Here is a 17,573-nt window from a genome sequence, read left to right as displayed (position 1 = left end):
CCCGCGAAACGTGAGGGGCGCAGCTCAGGCCGGCAGCGGCGCGGTGCGGATGCCCTTCACCGTGGCGAGCGCGTAGTCGTTGAAGACGGCCATCCCGCAGTACCAGACGACACGGGTGATGCGCTCATCGCGCTCCTGGTGCTCGCCCACCTCCTTGATGTGAATGCCGGCCGCCTCGCCCGGTGCCGTCAGCCCGGCGATGCCCACGCGCCGGCTGCCGTCGTCGAAGCAGCCCGCGATGATGCTGGTGCAGTCCGTCGCCGTCCCCTCCGTCTGGTTGGTGGGGATGTAGTCATTCACGAAGATGGGGATGCCGCGGTACGCCGGCACCGTCTTCCCGCTCGGCAGGGTGATGACCTCGGAGATGCTCGCGCCGCCCAGCTTGCGCAGGTACGCGTAGTGCCGGTTGAGCATCACCTCCGCCATGGAGATGAAGTCCACCTCGCCGTCCTTCGCCTTCACCTTGGAGATGAGCTCGTCCAGGAAGGAGACGTCGTAGAGGGCGCCATTCTCACCGGCCACCAGCGTCTGCCCCGCGGCCACCTGGGCCAGCAGCCCCGGGAACTCGTTGGTGAGTCCCGTGCCGTTGATGAGCATGCTGCGGAACTTGCGACCGGCGGACTTCGCCTTGGAGACAATCTGGTAGCCCTCCTGGTCGTTGACGTTGGAGCGCGTGGCCTGGACGAGGCCGTCCACCTCGGCGTCGCCGATGATGCGCGTCAGCGTCGCGGTGTCCTGCTCGACGGTGGCCGGATTCTTCGCGGTGATAGTGCCGCCGACGCCCAGCACCTCGACATCGCCGAGCACCGACTCCCGGTTGAAGGTGAAGGAGTTGCCCTCCAGCTCATCGAAGGGCAGCCGCTCGAAGAGCCGGTCCGTGGTGACGATGGTTTCGATGACGCCGGAGACAAGGGCGTCGGAGGACAGCTTCGCGGACTCGGCCAGGGTGATTGAAGCCATAGAGTGTCGCTCCTCCTCGGTGAGAGGGAGACTGAGAGAGATTGCGGACGCGCCAAGGGCGGGAGGCAACTCGGGCCCTGGAGCGCACGTGTAGTGTGGAGTCGAGAGAGGACAGCGGCCGGGCATCCCGCCCGGGTTGCCTCCGGCCGCATCCCGCGCACCGAGGGCTACTTGCTACGCCGAGCCGCCAAGGCCGCCGCGATTTTCTGCGGAGCGCTGAGCTTCTCGGTACCACCGGGCATCCCGCCCGTTTTGCCCCCCGGTTGCGTCCCGCTTCCGGAGGAACCCGAAGGCTCGAAAGCCCGGGCGAAGTTGGGGTCCTTCTTGAGCTCCGTGACGAACTCTCGAATCGTCATGAAGCCGCCCTTGCCGTTGCCGCGAGGATCCCCCTCTGCGTCAACCACCCGAGCCAAGAAGTTGCCACCTTCCTCAATCACTCTCACATGCTTCTGGACGTGAGGCAAGAGGAGCACTGCACTCCCTTTCAGCTCCGCGATGGCGGCCGTCGCCTCCGCCTCCACCAGGTGCTTGTGCAGGCTGCCCCGCATACGCTCGACGACGGCGTCGCGCTCACCGAGCGCCTTCACGTGCCCTGCCTCAAGGTCCGCCTTCAGCTTCTCGAAGTTGACCGCGCCCTCCTTCCCCTCCTGGGCCTTGGCGAGTGCAGCCTTCAGCTCTCCGAGTGACTTCTCCACCTCCTCGGGCGACTTGCCCAGCTTCGTCCAGGACTTCTGCGCCTCCGCGAGCGTCTTGTTCGCCTTGCGCTCCTTCTCCAGGGCGGTGTTGAGCCCCGTGGTGTCCATGCGCTTCGCCACCTCGGCGTCGAGGGCGAACTTCCCGCTCTCCCCCTTCGCGTACAGGCCGCGGAACTTCTCGGGGACGATGTCCAGCGCGTCCAACTCCGGCTGCCACTCGAACTCCATGTCGCTTCCCTTCTCGGCCCAGCGGGCCGGCTACAACTTCGCCTGCTTGAAAGCCTCGGCCTCTGCCTCGCGGAGCGCGTCCAGCGTCAGCGTCTTGCCGCTCGCATCGGTGAAGCGCTCCACGCTGAGCCCGCCGTCGCGGAAGAGGCGCCCGCGTGTGGGCCCCAGCACCTCGTCCTGGAATCTGGCGGACTGACGGCGCAGCCAGTCCTCGTAGGACAGCCCCTTGGGCGCCTGGCCGATGTTCTCCCGCGCCCACTTCTCGCGGACGCGGGCAATTGCGGCGCGCCGCTCCTTCTCGGACATGTCCTTCCACGCCTCACCGGCCTTGGCCTTCGCCTCGGCCCGGAAGTCGATTTCCCGCTGGCGCCGGGTGCGCGCGTCGGTGACAGCGGGCCTGTCGCCCACCAGCTTCACCCCGTCGATGACCGGCACCGTGGAGGAGCGGCACCCCGGGTGCCTGGGCGGCCGCGGCCCCTCGCGCGGGGGAAACGTCTTCCCGTCCAGGGCGATGCACCCCAGCGTGGTGCGCCCGTCCAGCGTGGCCACCCAGCGCACCGCCTTGATGATGTCCTCGTTGGCCCGGTACACCTCCTCCCTGGCCTGGGTGGAGGTGTGGTTGAGAGAGGTGCGCACCAGCGTCTCCGCGCTGCGCCGGGACATCTCCACCACGCCGTCCGTGTAGGAGGCACCACGGGTGCCCACCACGCTGCGCACAATCTGCTGCGTCGTCTGCCCCTCCACGACGCCAACCTGCACGGCCCGGGAAATGCGCTCCAGGTCCGCCGGCGCCAGCGCCTCCACCCAGTGCTCGAAGACTGCGCCGGCGAAGGGGCGTTCGAAGACGGCCGCGCGCAGCACCTCCGCGGACGGAGCCACCACGCCCAGCTCGACGATGAGCGTCTCCTGGAGCAGCGCCGCCTGCCACTCGGCCTCGTAGGCGGCGAAGACGGACAGCTCCTCGCGGAGGAAGCCGGCCGCCGCGGCGTAAGCCTCGGCGCGCACACCGCCCACGACCTCCAGCAACTCCTGGAGGCGCGCGGTGGTTTCCGGCCCTGCGTCGTAGCCGCCCGCCGCGATGATGCGCTCCACACGGACGGCCAGCTGCTCTTCGAGGCTCTCCTCGGACGCGTTGAGCAACTCCACCACCCGGCGGACGGTGCCCGCCTTGTAGCGCTCCACCTGCACGGCGTGCGCGATGGTCCGCTCGAGGATTTCCTCGTTGGCTGTAGGGCGGGTGCCGGCCACCTATGCCCCTCCCCTTGCCCGGCGGCGCACTTCGTCCAAAAGGCGGTGCGCCACGCGCAGGGCCACCGCGGCGCCCAGGGCGCGCCACGAGACAGGGCGCGCCTCTTCCGTTGGCTGTGCCGTGGTGACGCTCGCCACCCGCGCGCCGTCCGCGAGGGCCAGCTCGATGACGGTGTCCCGCTGCTCGTGAATGGACGCCCAAATGGCCTGGCCCAGGGGCTCGGCGAGGGTGATGGAGGTGCGGCCGAAGCGCCCTCCGTCCGGCCCTTCGCCGTAGCGGAAGTTCTCGTCCAGGTGCAGCACGACACGCCCTTCGGCGTTGCGCTGCACCTCCCAGCTCCTGTCGAGACGGACGGACGTCACGCGGAACCTCCAGCGGTGGCAGCTGGTGCCGCTCCAGCGCCCGAAGAGCGGCCGGCGCCGAGCGCTGAGGGCGCGGACCGGAAGGTCCCCAGGGCGGGGCCCTCGGACTCCAGGCGCTCCGCGTCCAGACTCGCGTCGAAGTCCGGCGCGAGGACGCCCCGGCGCTTGAGCTCCGTGAGGAAGGCCTCCCGCGAAATCTCCCGGCCCGCCCGCGCCTTGAATAGGACGTCCAGGTCCTGCTTGTCCTTCTCCGTCAGCCCGAAGTCGGTGTGCACCTGCACCTTCAGGGAGGCGTCCTCCACCTGGAGGCGCTGCCACCGCGCGGCGAAGTGGAAGCCCAGCTCGAGCGCATCCCCGAAGCTCTCGGCCATCGCCTGCAGCTCACTCTGGCTCTTCGCCTCGTTGATGGACTTCTCGGTGGCCGTGGCCGTGCCGGAGCGCTTGACGAGCAGCTCGATGCCAAGCGCCGCCATCTCGTCCTTCAAATCCTCCAAGTCTTGCCGGCCCGCGGCGATGGCCGCCCCACCATGCTCGACGTAGTAGAACTTCCCCTGCGGACTCTCCGTGGTGAGCAGCGTGTGCGGGCCGATGGTGAGCTTGCCACCATCCTCGCTCTGGCCTTCCCCGCCCGACGGCGGCGCGACGCCAGACGCCGCGAGCATCGGGAAGCGCGCTACGGTGAGGACGTTGCGCTGGTCGCTGGCCGACTGCCAGTGCTCCACGTTTTTGAAGGCAAGGTCCAGCAGCGGCGGCCGGGCCTGCATGAGGGCCTTGCGCTCCCCCGCGTACCAGGTGACGAGGGGGATGAATCCCAGCTGGTTCTCCCCGCTCTCCACCAGTGTCCAGCCGCCATTGCCGACGCGCTCGTGGACCTCCCACCTCGTGGGCTCGAGGACGCGGATGCGCTCCACCACCACCTCGGCGTAGCCCGACATGCGCACCTCCGTTTCCCGGAAGCGCACGTGCGTGAGGTGCTCAACGCCATCCACCACGTCGGAGTAGGCCGCGATGAGGGACTCGGCGGGGATGTGGACGAAGTAGGGCCGGACGCCCGCGCGCCGCTCGTCCTCCAGCGTCTGCACCCTCTGATGGTCCACCACGGGGAAGTCCACGAGGAAGTGGGTGAATCCCTTCGCCAGGCCGTCGGCGAAGACAGGCCGGGCCCACGCGGTGAGGTCATGCCCCTGTCGGTCCACGTCATCCGCCAGGGCCTGCAACTCCTCTGGCGCGGCGTCTCCCAGCCTCACGGGCTTGGCGAAGGGCTTGGCGGCGAGGCTCCCCAGCACCTTGGTGAAGTAGTTGAAGAGGAAGGTGCGGTTGAGTCGCGCCCGGTACTCCTTCGGCGTCTCGCGGGGGTGCCGGGGCAGGTGCCGCTCGCCGGCCGCGCGCATGGCCCGGGTACCACCCATCAGGTCCAACACCAGCTGCCAGTCCGGCAGCATGTCCCTGTACGCGCTGCTCTGCGCATTCACCTTGTTCGCCGCCATGTCAGGCCCTCCCCTCTTCCGCGTTGCCCTGGCGCCGCAGGTGGACGTAGGCCCATGCGTCGGACGGCAGGCGCGTCAGCCGGCGACAGGGGGCGTCATCCAGGTGCGCGCTGAAGCGCACGACCACCCAGACGGAGTCGCGCCGTGCCGCTCGCGGCAGGCCTCGCCCGCGCAGGCGCCGGCCAGTCCCTGGGCGATGACGGGCGGCCCTCATGCCCCACCGCCCGTCATGCGCCGCGGGGTGTCCTCGCCGAGCACCACCGTGAAGAGGGCGGCCTCGAAGAAGTCCATGCCCGGCGGGCCCGCCAGCAGCAGCTCCAGCAGCGCGGGCGTCTCCTGTGTCAGCGTCTCGCGAATGGAGGCGAGGTCCATGGCGGACAGCACCGGCCGGCCGCCCGGGTGCGTGTGCCAGTCGCCCAGGTAGCGCAGGCGCGGCCACACCCGCCGCACCAGCCGGTTGTCGCGCACCCTGTCCGACTCGAAGGTGTAGCGGGCGAGTCGCACCTTCCTCCCCGGGCCCGTCACCGCGAGGATGTGGGCCTCACCGTCCACCACCTGCCCCAGCAGCATGCCGCCCGTCTCCAGCGGCGCGGCGGCGCGCGCCAGGCGAGCCGCCTTCGCCACTGCGGACGGGGACAGCCAAGCCCGGTACCCGTCCGCCACGAACAGGGCGGCAGCACTCGCCGCATGCTTCGCGCACGCGCCGGGCATCAGTAGCTCCCCACCTGCATGGTGTTGGACGTCGTGCCCAGCATCAGCTCCGTCAGGGCCCACACCAGGGCGTCCATGCGGTTGGGGCTCCAGTCGGACTCGCCGGGCACCCACGTCGTCAGCTCGTCCTCGAGGGCCGGCAGGCGCCCCACTATGTGGGCCATGCCGCGCTCGAAGAGAGCCGCTACCGGCTCGGCGCGCTTCGCCTTTCCGCGCGAGGCCGTCACCACCTTCACCCGGACGTGCTTCTTCATCTCCCGGGCCTTCACGCGAATGTTCGTCTCCACCATGTCGCCGCCGAAGTTCTTCTCGCCGACGACGGCGTCCGCGTTCTCCTTCTCGTAGACGGCCAGGGCCTTCGCTGCCCACTCCTCCGCCGAGTACTTCTTGGAGTCGTCCCGCCACGCATAGGCTTGGCCGTTGCTGGCCTTCCCCGCGCAGACGATGCCCACCTCGTCGTTGTTGGGCCCGTCTCCGCCTGCGGGGTCCACCGCCACCACCACGCGCAGCATGGGCAGCGGGTTGCCCTCGGTGTCGCGCGGCAACTCCTTCACCCGCGTGCGCTCCAGCACGTCCACCGTCCACAGCGCGCCCACCGCCGCGGCGGCAAAGGCCTCCTCCACCGTCGCCGGGTACTCGCGACGGAAGTCGTGGACGCCCTTCTCGTAGACGGCAATCTTCCCGCGCCGCCATGCCAGCTGCTCGTCGTCCAGCTCGTAGCCGTGGGCCTTCCGGCAGAGGGCTACGTACTTGTCCTCCTCCGAGGTGCGCTCGAAGCCCGCCGGCACCGGGGAGCGGTACTCCGGCTGCCAGAACCAGGGGACGAAGATGAGCTCGTAGTCGCTCTCTCCCGCCTGAGCCGCCATGCACAGCCGGTGGAAGAGCCCCTGGGGCCCGTCGCTGGTGGACTCGAGGATGACCTCCGTGCCCGCCGCGTTGGGCACCGCCTCCAGCACGCCGCGCATGTGGGTGCTGGCGTTGGGCCAGAAGGCCACCTCGCTGCCGTGGAAGTACTGGATGGTGCTGCTGCGCCCCGTCCCCTTGCTGCCCGCGGTGCCCACCTTGTAGCCCGAGGACAGCTTGTCGAAGACGAACTCCTTGGCGTTGGACGCCCCCAGCGACGGCCGCACCAGCTCCGGGCAGTCGTCGTGGTACCGCTTCGCCATCTCGAAGAGGTTGGCGGTGGCCGGGTCCTCGTGCGTGAGGATGAAGGCGCGCACGCCCTTCCGGTGCGACACCTTCCAGTAGAAGCGCGCCTCCACGTAGGTGCTGCACCCCTGCTGACGCCCCTTGAGGATGATGGCGCGCACCTTCCCCGTCCTCTTGAGCTGCGCCTCCAGCCGCTCGTGGATGTAGAGCTGGGCCGGGTTCAGCTTCAGGTGCGGCAGCTCTCCGCCCGTCACCTCCTTGGGGCGGATGCGCAGGCACCGCGACGCGTAGTGCTGGAAGTCGTCGCGCAGGCGCTTGCGGATGGCCTTCTCGCGCGGCGACAGCTGCGGCTTCTTCTTCGCCGGCTCGTTCCGCCCGTGGCGCGAGCGGAGTTCCCGGGGGCGCCGGCCACGCGCCACCTGGCTGCGGAGGGACGGCCGCGGGCCGGTGGGGCGCGCCGCCATCATTCCAGCTCTCCAAGGGCGTCCTCGTGCGACACCCTCACGTCGCCCCCCAGTTCCACCTTGTCGGTGAGCATCTTGAGGTACTTCGCCAGCAGCTCCAGCCCCTTCTCTTTGGACCAGAGCTTCAGCTTCGTCACGGTGCCAATCTGGATGCGCTCGGAGCCCTTGCCCTCGAACAGCTCCTCCACCTCGATGCTGGAAATGGCCCGCCGGGCGTCGAGCGGCATGGCCTTCAGGTCCAGGATGCCACCGCCCTCGCCCACCATGTCGCCGATGTCGGAGAAGGCGATGCGCCGCAGCTCCCGCAGCACCTCGGCCACCTCGACGGTGACGGCGTCCTTCACCGCCTCGTCCACCTGGGCCTCGGCCTCCTCAATGGCCGCCGAAACCTTGGGAATCCTTAGCAACTTCGAGGCCGTCACCTCGGCGGAGTGCTCGGAGTAGCCCGCGCGGATGGCGGCCTGCTTCCCGTTGTGGTCGACCAGGTACTCGCGGACGAAGGCCCGCTGCTTCGCCGTCAGCTCGTCGCGCGACGACTCAGCAGGTGCCGTCTGGCCCGCGCTGGCGCTGGGCTGCCTGGGACGCTTGCTTGCCACAGGGAGGAGTCTCCCGGGCAGCGTGGACGGCGTCCGCCGAGGAGCGCCCCCTTCCATCCGTACGCCCCAGGAGAACCATTCCTCATGATTCTAGGTTGCAACCCCGAAACGTGAGATTACTATCCAGTCATGACGTCACTGACACAGGCAGCAATCCTGGCCGTGCTCACGCGAGGGAAGAGCTACGGCCTAGAGATCATTGACCAGGTCCGGGAACGCACCGGGGGGAGCATCGTCCTGCTTGAGGGGACCGTGTACCCTGCACTCCGAGCGATGGAACGGGATGGGCTGTTGCGCAGCTTCGACGGCGAGCCTGTTCCAGAACGAGGCGGACGCCCGCGTCGGTATTATGAACTCACCGGGGAGGGACGCCGTGCTGCGACTGAGCAGCGGCACGCAATCTCAGGACTCTTTGGGCTGGTTCCAGCGGGAGTGCTCACATGAAGCGGCGCCGTCGCCCAGCCAAGGATGCCCACCCTACTTTCAAGGGTGCCTCTATTTCTCAAATTTCCGGTCCACAGACCATTTCGGAGGAGACCATTAAGCAACTCCGGCGTGCGGTCGAACGAGCGACAGCAGAACATCGCCGCAAAGGGATTGCCATTCCGGACGAAGACGTCCTTGTCAGGTTCGACAAGAATCGTGTCGACTTCCGCTTCAGGCGCGACACATTCATCGAGCAGGTCTCCTTTGATGTTCAGGACATAGAGTCCGCCTTCGGTAGGTCCTCCCCTACTGCACGATTGGGACAAGCGTTGGGACGACTCTACGTTTTGGCCAAAGCAGCCACCACTGCGCGCAGCGGGCCCCAAACCTCTCATCGAGCGACGTGGATACTCGATCTTCTGTCGATGTGTGTTCCGAAGAGATTGGCTAGCGAAGAGATTGGCGACGCGTTGGAGCGAATTAACGCGATGCTGGCGGCTGGTCGGCCCTCCTGGTTCATCTATTTGAAGGTCGCCACCACTACTTGGTGGGTGGCGTGGCACTCGGTTCTCCACTACGCCGAGCGCATCGCCGGCATCATTGGCAAAGCAACGGGCGGCAAGGGGGAGTAGCGGGCCAACAGTGGGGTAAGTCCCCCACCGCTTCCCCTCTCCCTGAGAAGGCACCAGGGTGTCGAGCTACGCGTCCCCGTCGTCGCCTCCCGCCCAAAGTTGGAGTTGCACCTCACGCTGACTGATTCGTCGGCGCCGTGGCGACACAGGAACCTCCGGCCGACGAGGCTCCCCAGCGTAGGCCAGGGCTGCCTTGCGCAGCCTGTCTCGTGCCTTGGCGAACTCCTCCTCGTCATCGCTGGCATCGGCGTAGGCCAGCGCGGCGGCCGTGAGACGTTCCCAGGGGGACTCGTATGCCGGGGCCAGGGGCGTGGACATCGACTGGCCCCGCGTCACCCGCTTGAGGTGCGCCCAACACTTCTTGTGCCGGGGCGCGGCCGCGTTGCGGCAGTCGTCCACGGAGCACTGAGCAGGTTGGGAGCAGGCTGGCATCGCGACTCCAGTATCACCCAGCGGACGCAGGCGCACGAGAGGCGCTGCCACTGCACGTGGAGCGAGCGCCTCAGGTCAAGTCCCGAATCGTGTGTAGGAGGGGGGAGCGGGGGGAGGGCCTCGGTGTGCTTCAGGAGAGCTGCTGAACGGGCTGTTCTTGGGTGGGATTGAGCAGGGACATGTCGAGGTAGCGGCGGTCGCTCCAGACGCTGGAGACCTCCCATGCGACGGTGGTGATGAGGCGCAGGGCACTGGCTCTATCTGGGAAGGCACCGACGCTGCGGATGCGACGCTTCACCTCTCCGTGCAGACGCTCCAGGCCATTGGTGGAGCGAAGGCGGCGCCAGTGCCCCTGGGGGAACTCGTAGAAGACGGTAGCCGCAGCGAAGCCCTTCTCCAGGCAGGCGACGGCCTCGGGCAGTTGGGCGCCCAGTCCCGTTTTGAAGGCCTCCATGCGGACCTTGGCCTCCTTGCGGCTGGGCGCGTTGAAGACGGCGGACACCTCACGGGCGACGCGCTGGCGCACGCGCTGAGGCACCTTGGCGGCCACATTTCGAGTCAGGTGCACGGTGCAGCGCTGTTGGCGAGCCTCTGGCAGCAGCCGGCGCACAGCGGCTTCCAGGCCCGAGTGGCCGTCGGCGATGACCAGGCGCACGCCGCCCAGGCCTCGGTCCACCAACTGTTCGAGCAGCTCCTCCCAGCTGGCCTGGGACTCGCTGGGCCCCAGGGTGACGGCGAGCAGGTGCCGATGCCCGTCCTCGCCGACGCCGTAGGCCACCAGGGCCGAAACGTTCTCCACCGCGCGGGCCCACCGGGCATCGAGGAAGGTGGCGTCCAGGTAGACGTAGGGAAAGGCCTGCGTGAGGCGGGCCCTCTTCAAGCCCTCCACCTTCTCTTCCAGGGACTTCGTCACCCGGCTCACTGTGGAGCGGCCCACGCCCCCTCCCATGAGCGCGGCCGTCACCTTGCCCATCTTCCGGGTGGAGACGCCTTGCACGTAGGCCGCGGTAATGGCGTCGTCCACCTCCTCGGTGCGCCGCCGATAGCGCCCGAGCACGGCTCCCGCGCCTCCGCGACCGCGAGTGCGTGGCACCTCCACCTCCAGCTTTCCCACCGAGGTGGTGAGGCCGCGCCGGTAGTAGCCGTTGCGCGAGTCCTGTCGGCCCTCCACACGCTCGAAGCGGCCGACCCCTACCAGTCGCTCCACCTCCTCTTCGAGCAGCACTGTCAGCGTCATGTGGATGGCCTGGAGAAACAGCGCGCGCAGGTCCGCACCCACCTCCTCTTGGGTGGGAGGGGCAAACTCGGTAGCCTTCTTCACGGGGAACTCCTTGGGCCTCCCCTGGCCGGGAGGTTTCGGTGGTTGGGTTCACCGAGGAGCTTCCCCGCTCCTTGCCGGCTCTGCGAATACTCGGAGCCGGCCTCCTACACACTTATAGGGACACGACCGCGCCTCAGCACACACCGTATAGGGAGGATGCCCCCAAGGCATTCCGGTGGGCGCCGCACCAGCGCGGAAAGCGCTTCAATGCCCTCCGTATAGGGGAGGGTATGGCGCCATTTCGGATGCCATTTTCACGGAGCCGCTATGTCACTCCCCATCAAAGGCATCATCCTCGTTCCGCCCGCCCCAGGAGACAGGCTCGCGCACTTCCGCGCCTTGTACCCTGACGAGGTCTTCGAGGAGACCGGGTACGCCATAAGGGTACCGTCGTTCTGGTGGCGGTCGTCGCACCACGACGGCACACCGTGCGACGACTTGGTGGACCCATTCGACCGCATGCGGCTAGCGCCTGGGGACATCCTGGGCGACTGCGCCCACATGAAGGCCTGCATCTACCAACAGACCCGGAGCGACGCCACCGTCGTCCGGACCGGCAACGCCTGACGGAGCTTCCCGTCCCCCATCCGTCCACGACTCCAGCGTCTGGAGCACCACTGCCGTCTGGGTGGTGAGCCAGCGCGCTTGGTTGCGGTTCGGCTCGGCGACATGGCCACCATGCACAGCCGCGGCGAGCTGGGCGGCCGTCCGGGCGTAGCTCAGCACCAGCGCGGGTGGCCCGGGCGGAGGGGCGTAGCGCGCGGACAGGAGGGCCCCGAGGTCTCGCTCGCCGTCCGCCATGCGCGCGGCGAGCTCCGGGTGCGACGCGGCCACCTCGCGGAACAGCGTGCGGAGGTCCTCGACGGCTGAGCGGCGGCGGGGAATCACGCGGCCTCCCTCCGGAGCAGGTAGGCGCGGCACCGCCATGCGTGGTGAAGGGCCGAGTCGTACAACTCCCAGGCCTCGTACTCCCCCGTCGCCTCCGCCGCCTGGCGCCAATGCGCGGCGCCGGCGAGCGCGTCGAAGAAGGCACCCGCGGACGCCTCGCCCTCCATTCCCTGGAGAGCGCCCACCCGCTGGCCCGAGGACACCCTCCGCATGGTGTCCAGGACCAGCGCCTCCCACGCCGCCCGCCCAGGGCCGGCACCTGCCGCGCGGGCTCGCGCCTCGCAGTCCTCAGCGAGCAGAGCCCATGCCTCGGGGGATGCGCTGACACCCGAGAGGGCGCGGAGCCCCACGTCCCCGGGCAGTGCCACCCCCACGCCATCCCCGCTCCCCTCCTCCACTGTCCTGTCCGCCACCCCAGCCCGGTTCATCACGCGCCCTCCCTTCCGGCCGTGCATCCCTCCACAGGGCACGCTCGGTCCGTGAGCGGGAATCCCTCTTCCGTGCACCGCACGCACCGGCCCCAGTCTTCGTTGCCGGGCACGGGCTGGACGTCGTGGTCGCACCTGGGCGCCAGCAGCTCGTCCACGCGCACGCCCTTCCCCCTCCTGAGCAGGGACAGCCGGGTGACCAGCGCCCTCGCCCTCTCCACCAGCTCTTCCACAGCCCGGGTGCCGTCCAGCCGATGGACTGTCCCGCCGGAGGACTCGATGCGGGCCAGGGCCTGCGCGTAGCCCGCGGCAGCTTCGCGCGCCCGCTCCAGCGTCTCGAAGGCATCCGCCTCCCGCTGGCCGGCCAAGCGCGCTAGGCCCACCTCCGGCGGGGTGTCGATGAAGAAGAGCAGGTCAGGTGCCGGCGCGTGCGCGTTCACCGCCTCCACCCACTCAATGCCCAACGCCGGCCCCTGGTACGCCAGCGACGAGAGGGTGTACCGGCTGGAAAGGACCAGGAAGCCGGCCGCGCGCGCGGGCTGGACCATGGTGCGTAGGTGGTGCAGTCGGTCCGCGGCGAACAGGAGCGCCCACTCCGCGGGGGAAGTGGCCCGGGCAGCCTCCGGGTCCGTGAGCAGCGCGCGCAGGTTCTGCCCGGTGGGGCCGGTGCTCGGCTCGGCGGTGAGCACCACCTGGTGGCCGTCCGCCTTGAGCGCCTGGGCCAGCGCTCGAAGCAGCGCCGTCTTCCCCGCGCCGTCCCCACCCTCCACGACGATGAACAGCCCCCTCCGTGCATCCGGGTGAGGCTCACCCAAGGGGCGCGTCATGGCGACCTCCACGTCACAGCGCTCCGCTTCGTGCCCCGGCGTCGCTTCACCACCGGACCGGGGGCCTGCTCCGGCGGCGACAGCCGCGATTCCACGGCCTGCGCCAGCGCTTGGCCAGCGGCAGCGCCCAGTGCCGCAAGGACACCGCGCGCCGCCTCCATCGCCAACGTGCGCACCCACGGGCTCATGGTCCAATCCCTCCGAAGAAGTGCTCCGGGTCGTCGCAGTGGCCCGGGGCCAGGCAGTCAGCGTCGCTGCACTTCGGGCAGCTGACGTCACGCCTCGTGAGACCACCCGTCACCTCCAGCCGGGGAAAGAGCGCGAGCAGGGCAGCTGCAGCAGCCCGCCGCTCCAACGTCTCCACGCGGACAGCGGGCCAAAGGTAGTGGAGCGCCAGCTCCGCCTTCGCGCAGACCAATTCGGACTCGCGGAGCTTCTCTCCGAGTCCACGTGCCCACTCGTCTGTCGCGGTCTGCAGCTTCAGCGCCTCGCCGTGTCGCCGGGCCCACCACCGGAGGCGGAGGGACACCAGCACGAGGGCCACGCCGAAGGTGGCCAGGGCCAGCGCGCCGCCCCACCCTACCTGCGCGGTGAGGAGCGCGTTCATCTTCCCTCCGGCTCGGCGGCCAGGGCCCGAAGCGCCGTCACCAGCTCGGAGACGCCCGACTCCCCCGGGTCCATCCCCAGGGCGCGGGCAAGCGAGTCCCACGCCTCGGAACTGCCCGCCGAGCGGTCGTCGATGTACAGGAACGCCAGCAGCGCCGCGCTGGCGAGGGCTTCAATGCGCTTGTTGAGTGCCTGCATCTCCTCGAATGCCTTCGTTCTGGAGGCAACGAGTTCGCCCTCCTTGAACTCCACCCGATCGAGCAGCGCAGCCTCGGATGCCTCCGCCTTCTTCATGCGCTCCAGCAGAGCGGCATTCGTCTTCTTGGCGGACTCAGCGCGGCCGATGGCCAGATTGAGTTGCAGGGCGTAGGTGGGCGGCTCGTTGCCAGCCGTGCCGTTGGCGATGATGGCGGCCATCTCCGGCCAGAATCCCCGCTCCTTCGCCATGTCCTTCAGGCGCTCAAGCCGGACGGCATACCAGGACTCGGTGTGCTCCTTGCGGCTCTCCGCCAGCTCCGCGCGCTTCTTCAGCGATTCAATCTCCGAGCTGCGGAGCCCCGCCTCCTCGTTGGCCGCCCGAGCTGCGTCCAGCGCCCCGTACGCCTCCTCCTGGGCGCCCTGGACCCGCTTGCGCAAGGACTCCACGTCCACCTCCGCCCTCTCCATCCGCTCAATCAGCGCGAGGACGGCGGCGGGGTTCGCAACCTCTCGGAAGACCACCAATGCCTTGAACCCGGCTCCGCCAGGGAGGGCCGCCTGCGCCAGCAACTTCAACTTCGCCACGTCAATCGTGCTCGTGCCCGGCCCTCCCATGTAGGCGACGTGCTGCCCCAGCACCTCGTCCCTGTCCTCGGGCCGGGCACGCAATGAGGCGATGAAGGCATTCAGCAGGCGACAGGCCTTGAACTGGTCAGCGCAGGTCATCCCCCTGGGGTAGCCCAGGAGTCCCACAGCGCGAGCGCCGAATTCGCGTCAGCATCTGGTGCAACGTGTTGAGTCGGATACCCGTCTCCACATGCACGACGGTGGGGGCGGCGCCATTGCTGAGAAGCTCCCGGGCCTTGTCCGCCAAGCGCCGAGCCTCACGCCAGTCGAGCCCACCTGCGCCACGCAGGCACACCCCCTCTTCGGCCCCGCGTCGGCGCCGCGGTGGAGACAAGGACAGCTCGAGCTGGACAGGGCGCGCACACGCCATGGCTACCCTTCCGCCTCTGCCCGCACTTCGGCGGCCCATGCGTCGAAGGCGGGCTGGACTCGCAGGACAATCTGCCGGGCGCCTTCTCGTGTGGCGAGCCCCGCCTCCTCCGCGAGCACGTCCAGCGTCACGCCCTCGAAGCGGTGGCGGAGGAAGAAGGCAACGTCCCGCCGGGACCGCCTACGCTGACCGGGCGTTGGCCGCGCTCCGAATCGCGCGAGGTGCCGGCGTAGCAGCTTTTCGGCCGCCTGGGCCATGAGGCGCTCCCCGTCCCGGGCGTCCAGCCCATCGTCCGCCGGAGTCCAGGTGAATAGGTCCAGTCGCGTGGAGTCCGCCTCCTCATCGTCAACGCCGGATGACCGCTGGTCGAGGCTCCACTCCTGGGGCGGCACCCACTCGCCCGCCGGGAGCGGCACGACGCGCGAGCCGCGCCTGTCGTACTTCCCCACGAAGCACCGCACCCACCAGAGGAGGTACGTGCAGAACTTTCCCTGCTCCGGTTTCCACGTCTGGGCCGCCCTCGCCACAGCGAGCCGCGCCTCCTGGAGAGCGTCCTCGTCCTGCCGTCGGAGGTGCCTGGCCCGCGCGAGGTGGCGGTGGGCCAGCATGAGGGCGTACCCCTCCCACTGGAGACACAGCGCCTGCTGCTCGCGGGTGAGCGGCTTCACTGCACACGTCACGGTCTGCTCCTATGCACATTCGGGGTTGCGAACTGCGCCCAGGACTTCGCCGGCGACGCCTTCCTGGGGGCCGTGGCCGGGTGCTCCTTATTGGACTTGGCGGCTGTCCGGGGTTTGGCCACAGGCGGCAGCGGTACCGGCGGCGGGGGCGGCTGGAGCGCGTCGCGAGCACGGATAGTCTCGGCTAGCGGGTCATCGCCCCAAGCCAGTTCCACCACCACGGCAGCTGGCCCCTGGACCTGGGCGTAGCTCCACCGCACCAGCGGCGACGCGTCGTCCAACCTGAGCTGGCGGGCCACCTCGTCGCGCACCGGCTTCAAGGCTGCCGGCAGGTTGTCCTCCTCGTCCAGCAGCCGGGGCGACACTCGGGTGAGGCGAACCACCAGCAACCGCGGCCCCCTCCACCCGGGCCAAGCCGCAGCAGTCTCCTCCCGCTCGTCCCGGACGCGCCGAGCTCGAGCGTGGTGGTGCTCCCGGGTGTTGGTGGGGTTGACGGTGCCGGTGGGCACGGTGAATTCGATGCGCGAGCAGCTCAACGGGACCTCCGCTGGGGCCTGGAGGGGCACGGGCAACGTCACGGGTTGATGCCTCCCTCACGGATGCGGTCATGCAGTCCGCACGAGCACGCCAGCCGGCCCCAGGTGCGCGACAACCGGCACCCGCGCAGGTGGCGCCCGTACCGGTCCAGGGACTCGGCCAGGCGGCGCACCTTGGCGGAGAGCTCGGCGTTCTTCTGGCGCTCCAGTTGCAACGCCTTGTCCACGTCGGGGTGCTTGCGGCAGAGCGTCACGACACAACCTCCTCGGACACCACGCGTCCATCATGGGAGAGAATCAGGACACGGCCCTTCCACCCCTCCGCCCGGCAGAGCGACACCAGGCTCCGCGTGTCCTTGCCCAGCGTTGAGTCCGTGTGCGCCGCTACCCAGCGGACCGCCCACCCGCGCCGGGCGTACCCACGCGCGGCCTCGCGCATCAGCTCGTTGCGGTGAGGGCCCGCGCGCCGGCCCAGCCCCTTCCAGTCGGGCGCGATGCGGTCCACGTGCTCCGGGCTGAAGCCGGGCAACTCCACCGCGCACGCCACCTCCCAGAGGCGGTCCGCGCCCAGTGCCGCTGGCGCGTCGTCCCTGCGCGTGTCGCCGGCACCGTGGATGAGGCGCAGCAGGACGACGTCGGCGAAACGGCGCACGTAGGCGCGGAGCGCTGGCAGGTGCGCCACCGTGAGTCCACTGCTGCCGCACGCGAGGAGGGCCAGCCGCTTGCAAGCCGTCATTGGAGTCCTCCGGCGTGGGCATCAGCGTGTGCCCGCTGCGAGGCCACCCACGCGGCCACCGTGGAAGCGGACAAGCGGGGCTCCTCCACCTCGAGGCGCGCGGAGCACGGGCGGCACAGGCCATGCCCCCAGACGGCCTGGGCGCTGGGGGCCCCGCAGCCGGTGGCACAGGGGGCGTCCGGCTCCTCCCCTCGCCCTACGGCCGCGTCCGCCCGACGACGGGACTCCGCGGGCGTCTCCTGCGCCGGCGCCGAGCCCTCGCGCTGGCCGGGGATGTGCTGGGACCAGATGTGGTCGGCGATGAACGCGCTGGCCGGGCACGGCGTCCGCAGGTCTCGCCCCCACGGGTCCACGAACCACCGCCGACACGTCTCCCGGAGTTTCTCGACGTCGCCGCCGATGAGCGGATGCGCGAGCGCGCGGGTGAACCACTCCGACCACCTGGGCAGCAGTTTCGCGGGCAGCCCATCTGCCGCGTTGGGGTGGAACCGGCGCCGCTCCTCCTCGTACCAGGCCAGGAAGAGCTTGTCGGGGCTGGGGGTGACGGGCTCCTGCCACTTCGCCTTGCGGATGGCGGGAGACTTCGCGGCGGGCGCGGGCGTGCCCCCCGGGGGGACAGCCGGGGGGGACATGTCCCCGGGGGACAGGGGGGACAGCCGGGGGGACAACTCGCGCGTGCGTTCAGCAGCAGCTTCTTTCTCAGCCCTCAGTCTCGCTCTCTTCTTCGCTTTCTTCCGTCTGTCTCGCTCTCTTCTCTTCTCTGCTGCTGCTGAACCCCCCTTCCCCCCCTTTGCGGCACCTGTCCCCCGGGGGACAGCCGTCGTCTCGTCCCTCTGGGACGGGGGGACAACCTGGGGGACGCGTCCCCCTATGTCCCCGGGGGACAGGGGGACGGTCGGGGGGACGTAGAGGGGGACAGGGGGACGCGACGCCAGCGCCTGGGACAGGTTCATGACCACCCGGTC

22 protein-coding genes are annotated in these 17,573 nt (G+C 69.5%); 2 read left to right on the top strand and 20 right to left on the bottom strand.

The genetic code is table 11. The features are described 5' to 3' along the window. Window positions 1-24: 24 nt before the first annotated feature. The 8 genes from VZL07_RS31805 to VZL07_RS31770 all read right to left on the bottom strand — a co-directional run bounded on the left by VZL07_RS31805 (window position 25) and on the right by VZL07_RS31770 (window position 7,901). Window positions 25-960, bottom strand: a complete 936-nt coding sequence (locus VZL07_RS31805; RefSeq protein ID WP_426751704.1) for a major capsid protein — start codon at window positions 958-960, stop codon at window positions 25-27. Window positions 961-1,127: 167 nt separating this feature from the next. Next, window positions 1,128-1,883, bottom strand: a complete 756-nt coding sequence (locus VZL07_RS31800; RefSeq protein ID WP_426751703.1) for a hypothetical protein — start codon at window positions 1,881-1,883, stop codon at window positions 1,128-1,130. A 30-nt stretch (window positions 1,884-1,913) separates the two neighbouring features. Next, window positions 1,914-3,131: a minor capsid protein gene (locus VZL07_RS31795; protein ID WP_426751702.1), complete on the bottom strand. Its 1,218-nt coding sequence runs from the start codon at window positions 3,129-3,131 to the stop codon at window positions 1,914-1,916. Beyond that, a complete protein-coding gene (locus tag VZL07_RS31790) occupies window positions 3,132-3,494 on the bottom strand; it encodes a hypothetical protein (protein ID WP_426751701.1) in 363 nt (120 codons plus the stop codon). Next, complete coding sequence (locus tag VZL07_RS31785) at window positions 3,491-4,981, bottom strand: DUF4055 domain-containing protein (RefSeq protein WP_426751700.1); 1,491 nt, start codon at window positions 4,979-4,981, stop codon at window positions 3,491-3,493. The genes VZL07_RS31790 and VZL07_RS31785 overlap by 4 nt, the downstream gene beginning before the upstream one ends. A gap of 210 nt (window positions 4,982-5,191) precedes the next feature. Beyond that, complete coding sequence (locus tag VZL07_RS31780; RefSeq protein WP_426751699.1) at window positions 5,192-5,692, bottom strand: Mov34/MPN/PAD-1 family protein; 501 nt, start codon at window positions 5,690-5,692, stop codon at window positions 5,192-5,194. Continuing rightward, a complete protein-coding gene (locus tag VZL07_RS31775) occupies window positions 5,692-7,308 on the bottom strand; it encodes a hypothetical protein (protein ID WP_426751698.1) in 1,617 nt (538 codons plus the stop codon). The genes VZL07_RS31780 and VZL07_RS31775 overlap by 1 nt, the downstream gene beginning before the upstream one ends. Continuing rightward, a complete protein-coding gene (locus tag VZL07_RS31770) occupies window positions 7,305-7,901 on the bottom strand; it encodes a terminase small subunit (RefSeq protein WP_426751697.1) in 597 nt (198 codons plus the stop codon). The genes VZL07_RS31775 and VZL07_RS31770 overlap by 4 nt, the downstream gene beginning before the upstream one ends. 129 nt (window positions 7,902-8,030) lie before the next feature. Here VZL07_RS31770 and VZL07_RS31765 point away from each other — a divergent pair, with 129 nt between their 5' ends. Beyond that, window positions 8,031-8,345: a PadR family transcriptional regulator gene (locus tag VZL07_RS31765; protein ID WP_426751696.1), complete on the top strand. Its 315-nt coding sequence runs from the start codon at window positions 8,031-8,033 to the stop codon at window positions 8,343-8,345. Beyond that, the gene (locus tag VZL07_RS31760) at window positions 8,342-8,959 is read left to right on the top strand and encodes a hypothetical protein (RefSeq protein WP_426751695.1); all 618 of its coding nucleotides are present in this window, start codon (window positions 8,342-8,344) and stop codon (window positions 8,957-8,959) included. The genes VZL07_RS31765 and VZL07_RS31760 overlap by 4 nt, the downstream gene beginning before the upstream one ends. 66 nt (window positions 8,960-9,025) lie before the next feature. Here VZL07_RS31760 and VZL07_RS31755 read toward each other — a convergent pair whose 3' ends face one another. The 12 genes from VZL07_RS31755 to VZL07_RS31700 form a co-directional block, all read right to left on the bottom strand. Next, the gene (locus VZL07_RS31755) at window positions 9,026-9,391 is read right to left on the bottom strand and encodes a hypothetical protein (RefSeq protein WP_426751694.1); all 366 of its coding nucleotides are present in this window, start codon (window positions 9,389-9,391) and stop codon (window positions 9,026-9,028) included. A gap of 130 nt (window positions 9,392-9,521) precedes the next feature. Next, the gene (locus tag VZL07_RS31750; protein ID WP_426749971.1) at window positions 9,522-10,712 is read right to left on the bottom strand and encodes an IS256 family transposase; all 1,191 of its coding nucleotides are present in this window, start codon (window positions 10,710-10,712) and stop codon (window positions 9,522-9,524) included. 465 nt (window positions 10,713-11,177) lie between these two features. Beyond that, complete coding sequence (locus VZL07_RS31745; protein WP_426751693.1) at window positions 11,178-11,600, bottom strand: hypothetical protein; 423 nt, start codon at window positions 11,598-11,600, stop codon at window positions 11,178-11,180. Next, window positions 11,597-12,028, bottom strand: coding sequence for a hypothetical protein (locus tag VZL07_RS31740; protein WP_426751692.1), 432 nt, complete (start codon window positions 12,026-12,028; stop codon window positions 11,597-11,599). Before VZL07_RS31740 ends, VZL07_RS31745 begins: the two co-directional genes overlap by 4 nt. Continuing rightward, window positions 12,028-12,855 carry a dTMP kinase gene (gene tmk, locus VZL07_RS31735; protein WP_426751691.1) on the bottom strand — a complete coding sequence of 276 codons (828 nt, stop codon included), beginning with the start codon at window positions 12,853-12,855 and terminating at the stop codon, window positions 12,028-12,030. Before tmk ends, VZL07_RS31740 begins: the two co-directional genes overlap by 1 nt. Window positions 12,856-13,039: 184 nt before the next feature. Next, on the bottom strand, window positions 13,040-13,462 hold the full coding sequence (locus tag VZL07_RS31730) for a hypothetical protein (protein WP_426751690.1): 423 nt from the start codon (window positions 13,460-13,462) through the stop codon (window positions 13,040-13,042). After that, window positions 13,459-14,385: a hypothetical protein gene (locus VZL07_RS31725; RefSeq protein WP_426751689.1), complete on the bottom strand. Its 927-nt coding sequence runs from the start codon at window positions 14,383-14,385 to the stop codon at window positions 13,459-13,461. The genes VZL07_RS31730 and VZL07_RS31725 overlap by 4 nt, the downstream gene beginning before the upstream one ends. Before the next feature lie 273 nt (window positions 14,386-14,658). After that, window positions 14,659-15,336 carry a sigma factor gene (locus tag VZL07_RS31720; protein ID WP_426751688.1) on the bottom strand — a complete coding sequence of 226 codons (678 nt, stop codon included), beginning with the start codon at window positions 15,334-15,336 and terminating at the stop codon, window positions 14,659-14,661. Then, the gene (locus VZL07_RS31715; RefSeq protein WP_426751687.1) at window positions 15,333-15,914 is read right to left on the bottom strand and encodes a hypothetical protein; all 582 of its coding nucleotides are present in this window, start codon (window positions 15,912-15,914) and stop codon (window positions 15,333-15,335) included. The genes VZL07_RS31720 and VZL07_RS31715 overlap by 4 nt, the downstream gene beginning before the upstream one ends. Then, entirely contained in the window at window positions 15,911-16,126 is a 216-nt protein-coding gene (locus tag VZL07_RS31710; RefSeq protein ID WP_426751686.1) for a hypothetical protein, read from the bottom strand. The genes VZL07_RS31715 and VZL07_RS31710 overlap by 4 nt, the downstream gene beginning before the upstream one ends. Next, a complete protein-coding gene (locus VZL07_RS31705) occupies window positions 16,123-16,608 on the bottom strand; it encodes a hypothetical protein (RefSeq protein WP_426751685.1) in 486 nt (161 codons plus the stop codon). The genes VZL07_RS31710 and VZL07_RS31705 overlap by 4 nt, the downstream gene beginning before the upstream one ends. Further along, window positions 16,605-17,240, bottom strand: a complete 636-nt coding sequence (locus VZL07_RS31700; RefSeq protein ID WP_426751684.1) for a hypothetical protein — start codon at window positions 17,238-17,240, stop codon at window positions 16,605-16,607. The genes VZL07_RS31705 and VZL07_RS31700 overlap by 4 nt, the downstream gene beginning before the upstream one ends. Window positions 17,241-17,573 lie beyond the last annotated feature (333 nt).

Origin of the sequence: Pseudomyxococcus flavus, assembly GCF_050038885.1 — a bacterium.
Lineage (GTDB): Bacteria > Myxococcota > Myxococcia > Myxococcales > Myxococcaceae > Myxococcus > Myxococcus flavus.
Note: the sequence above shows the minus strand (reverse complement) of the source record. Positions and strands in the feature narration are given on the sequence as shown.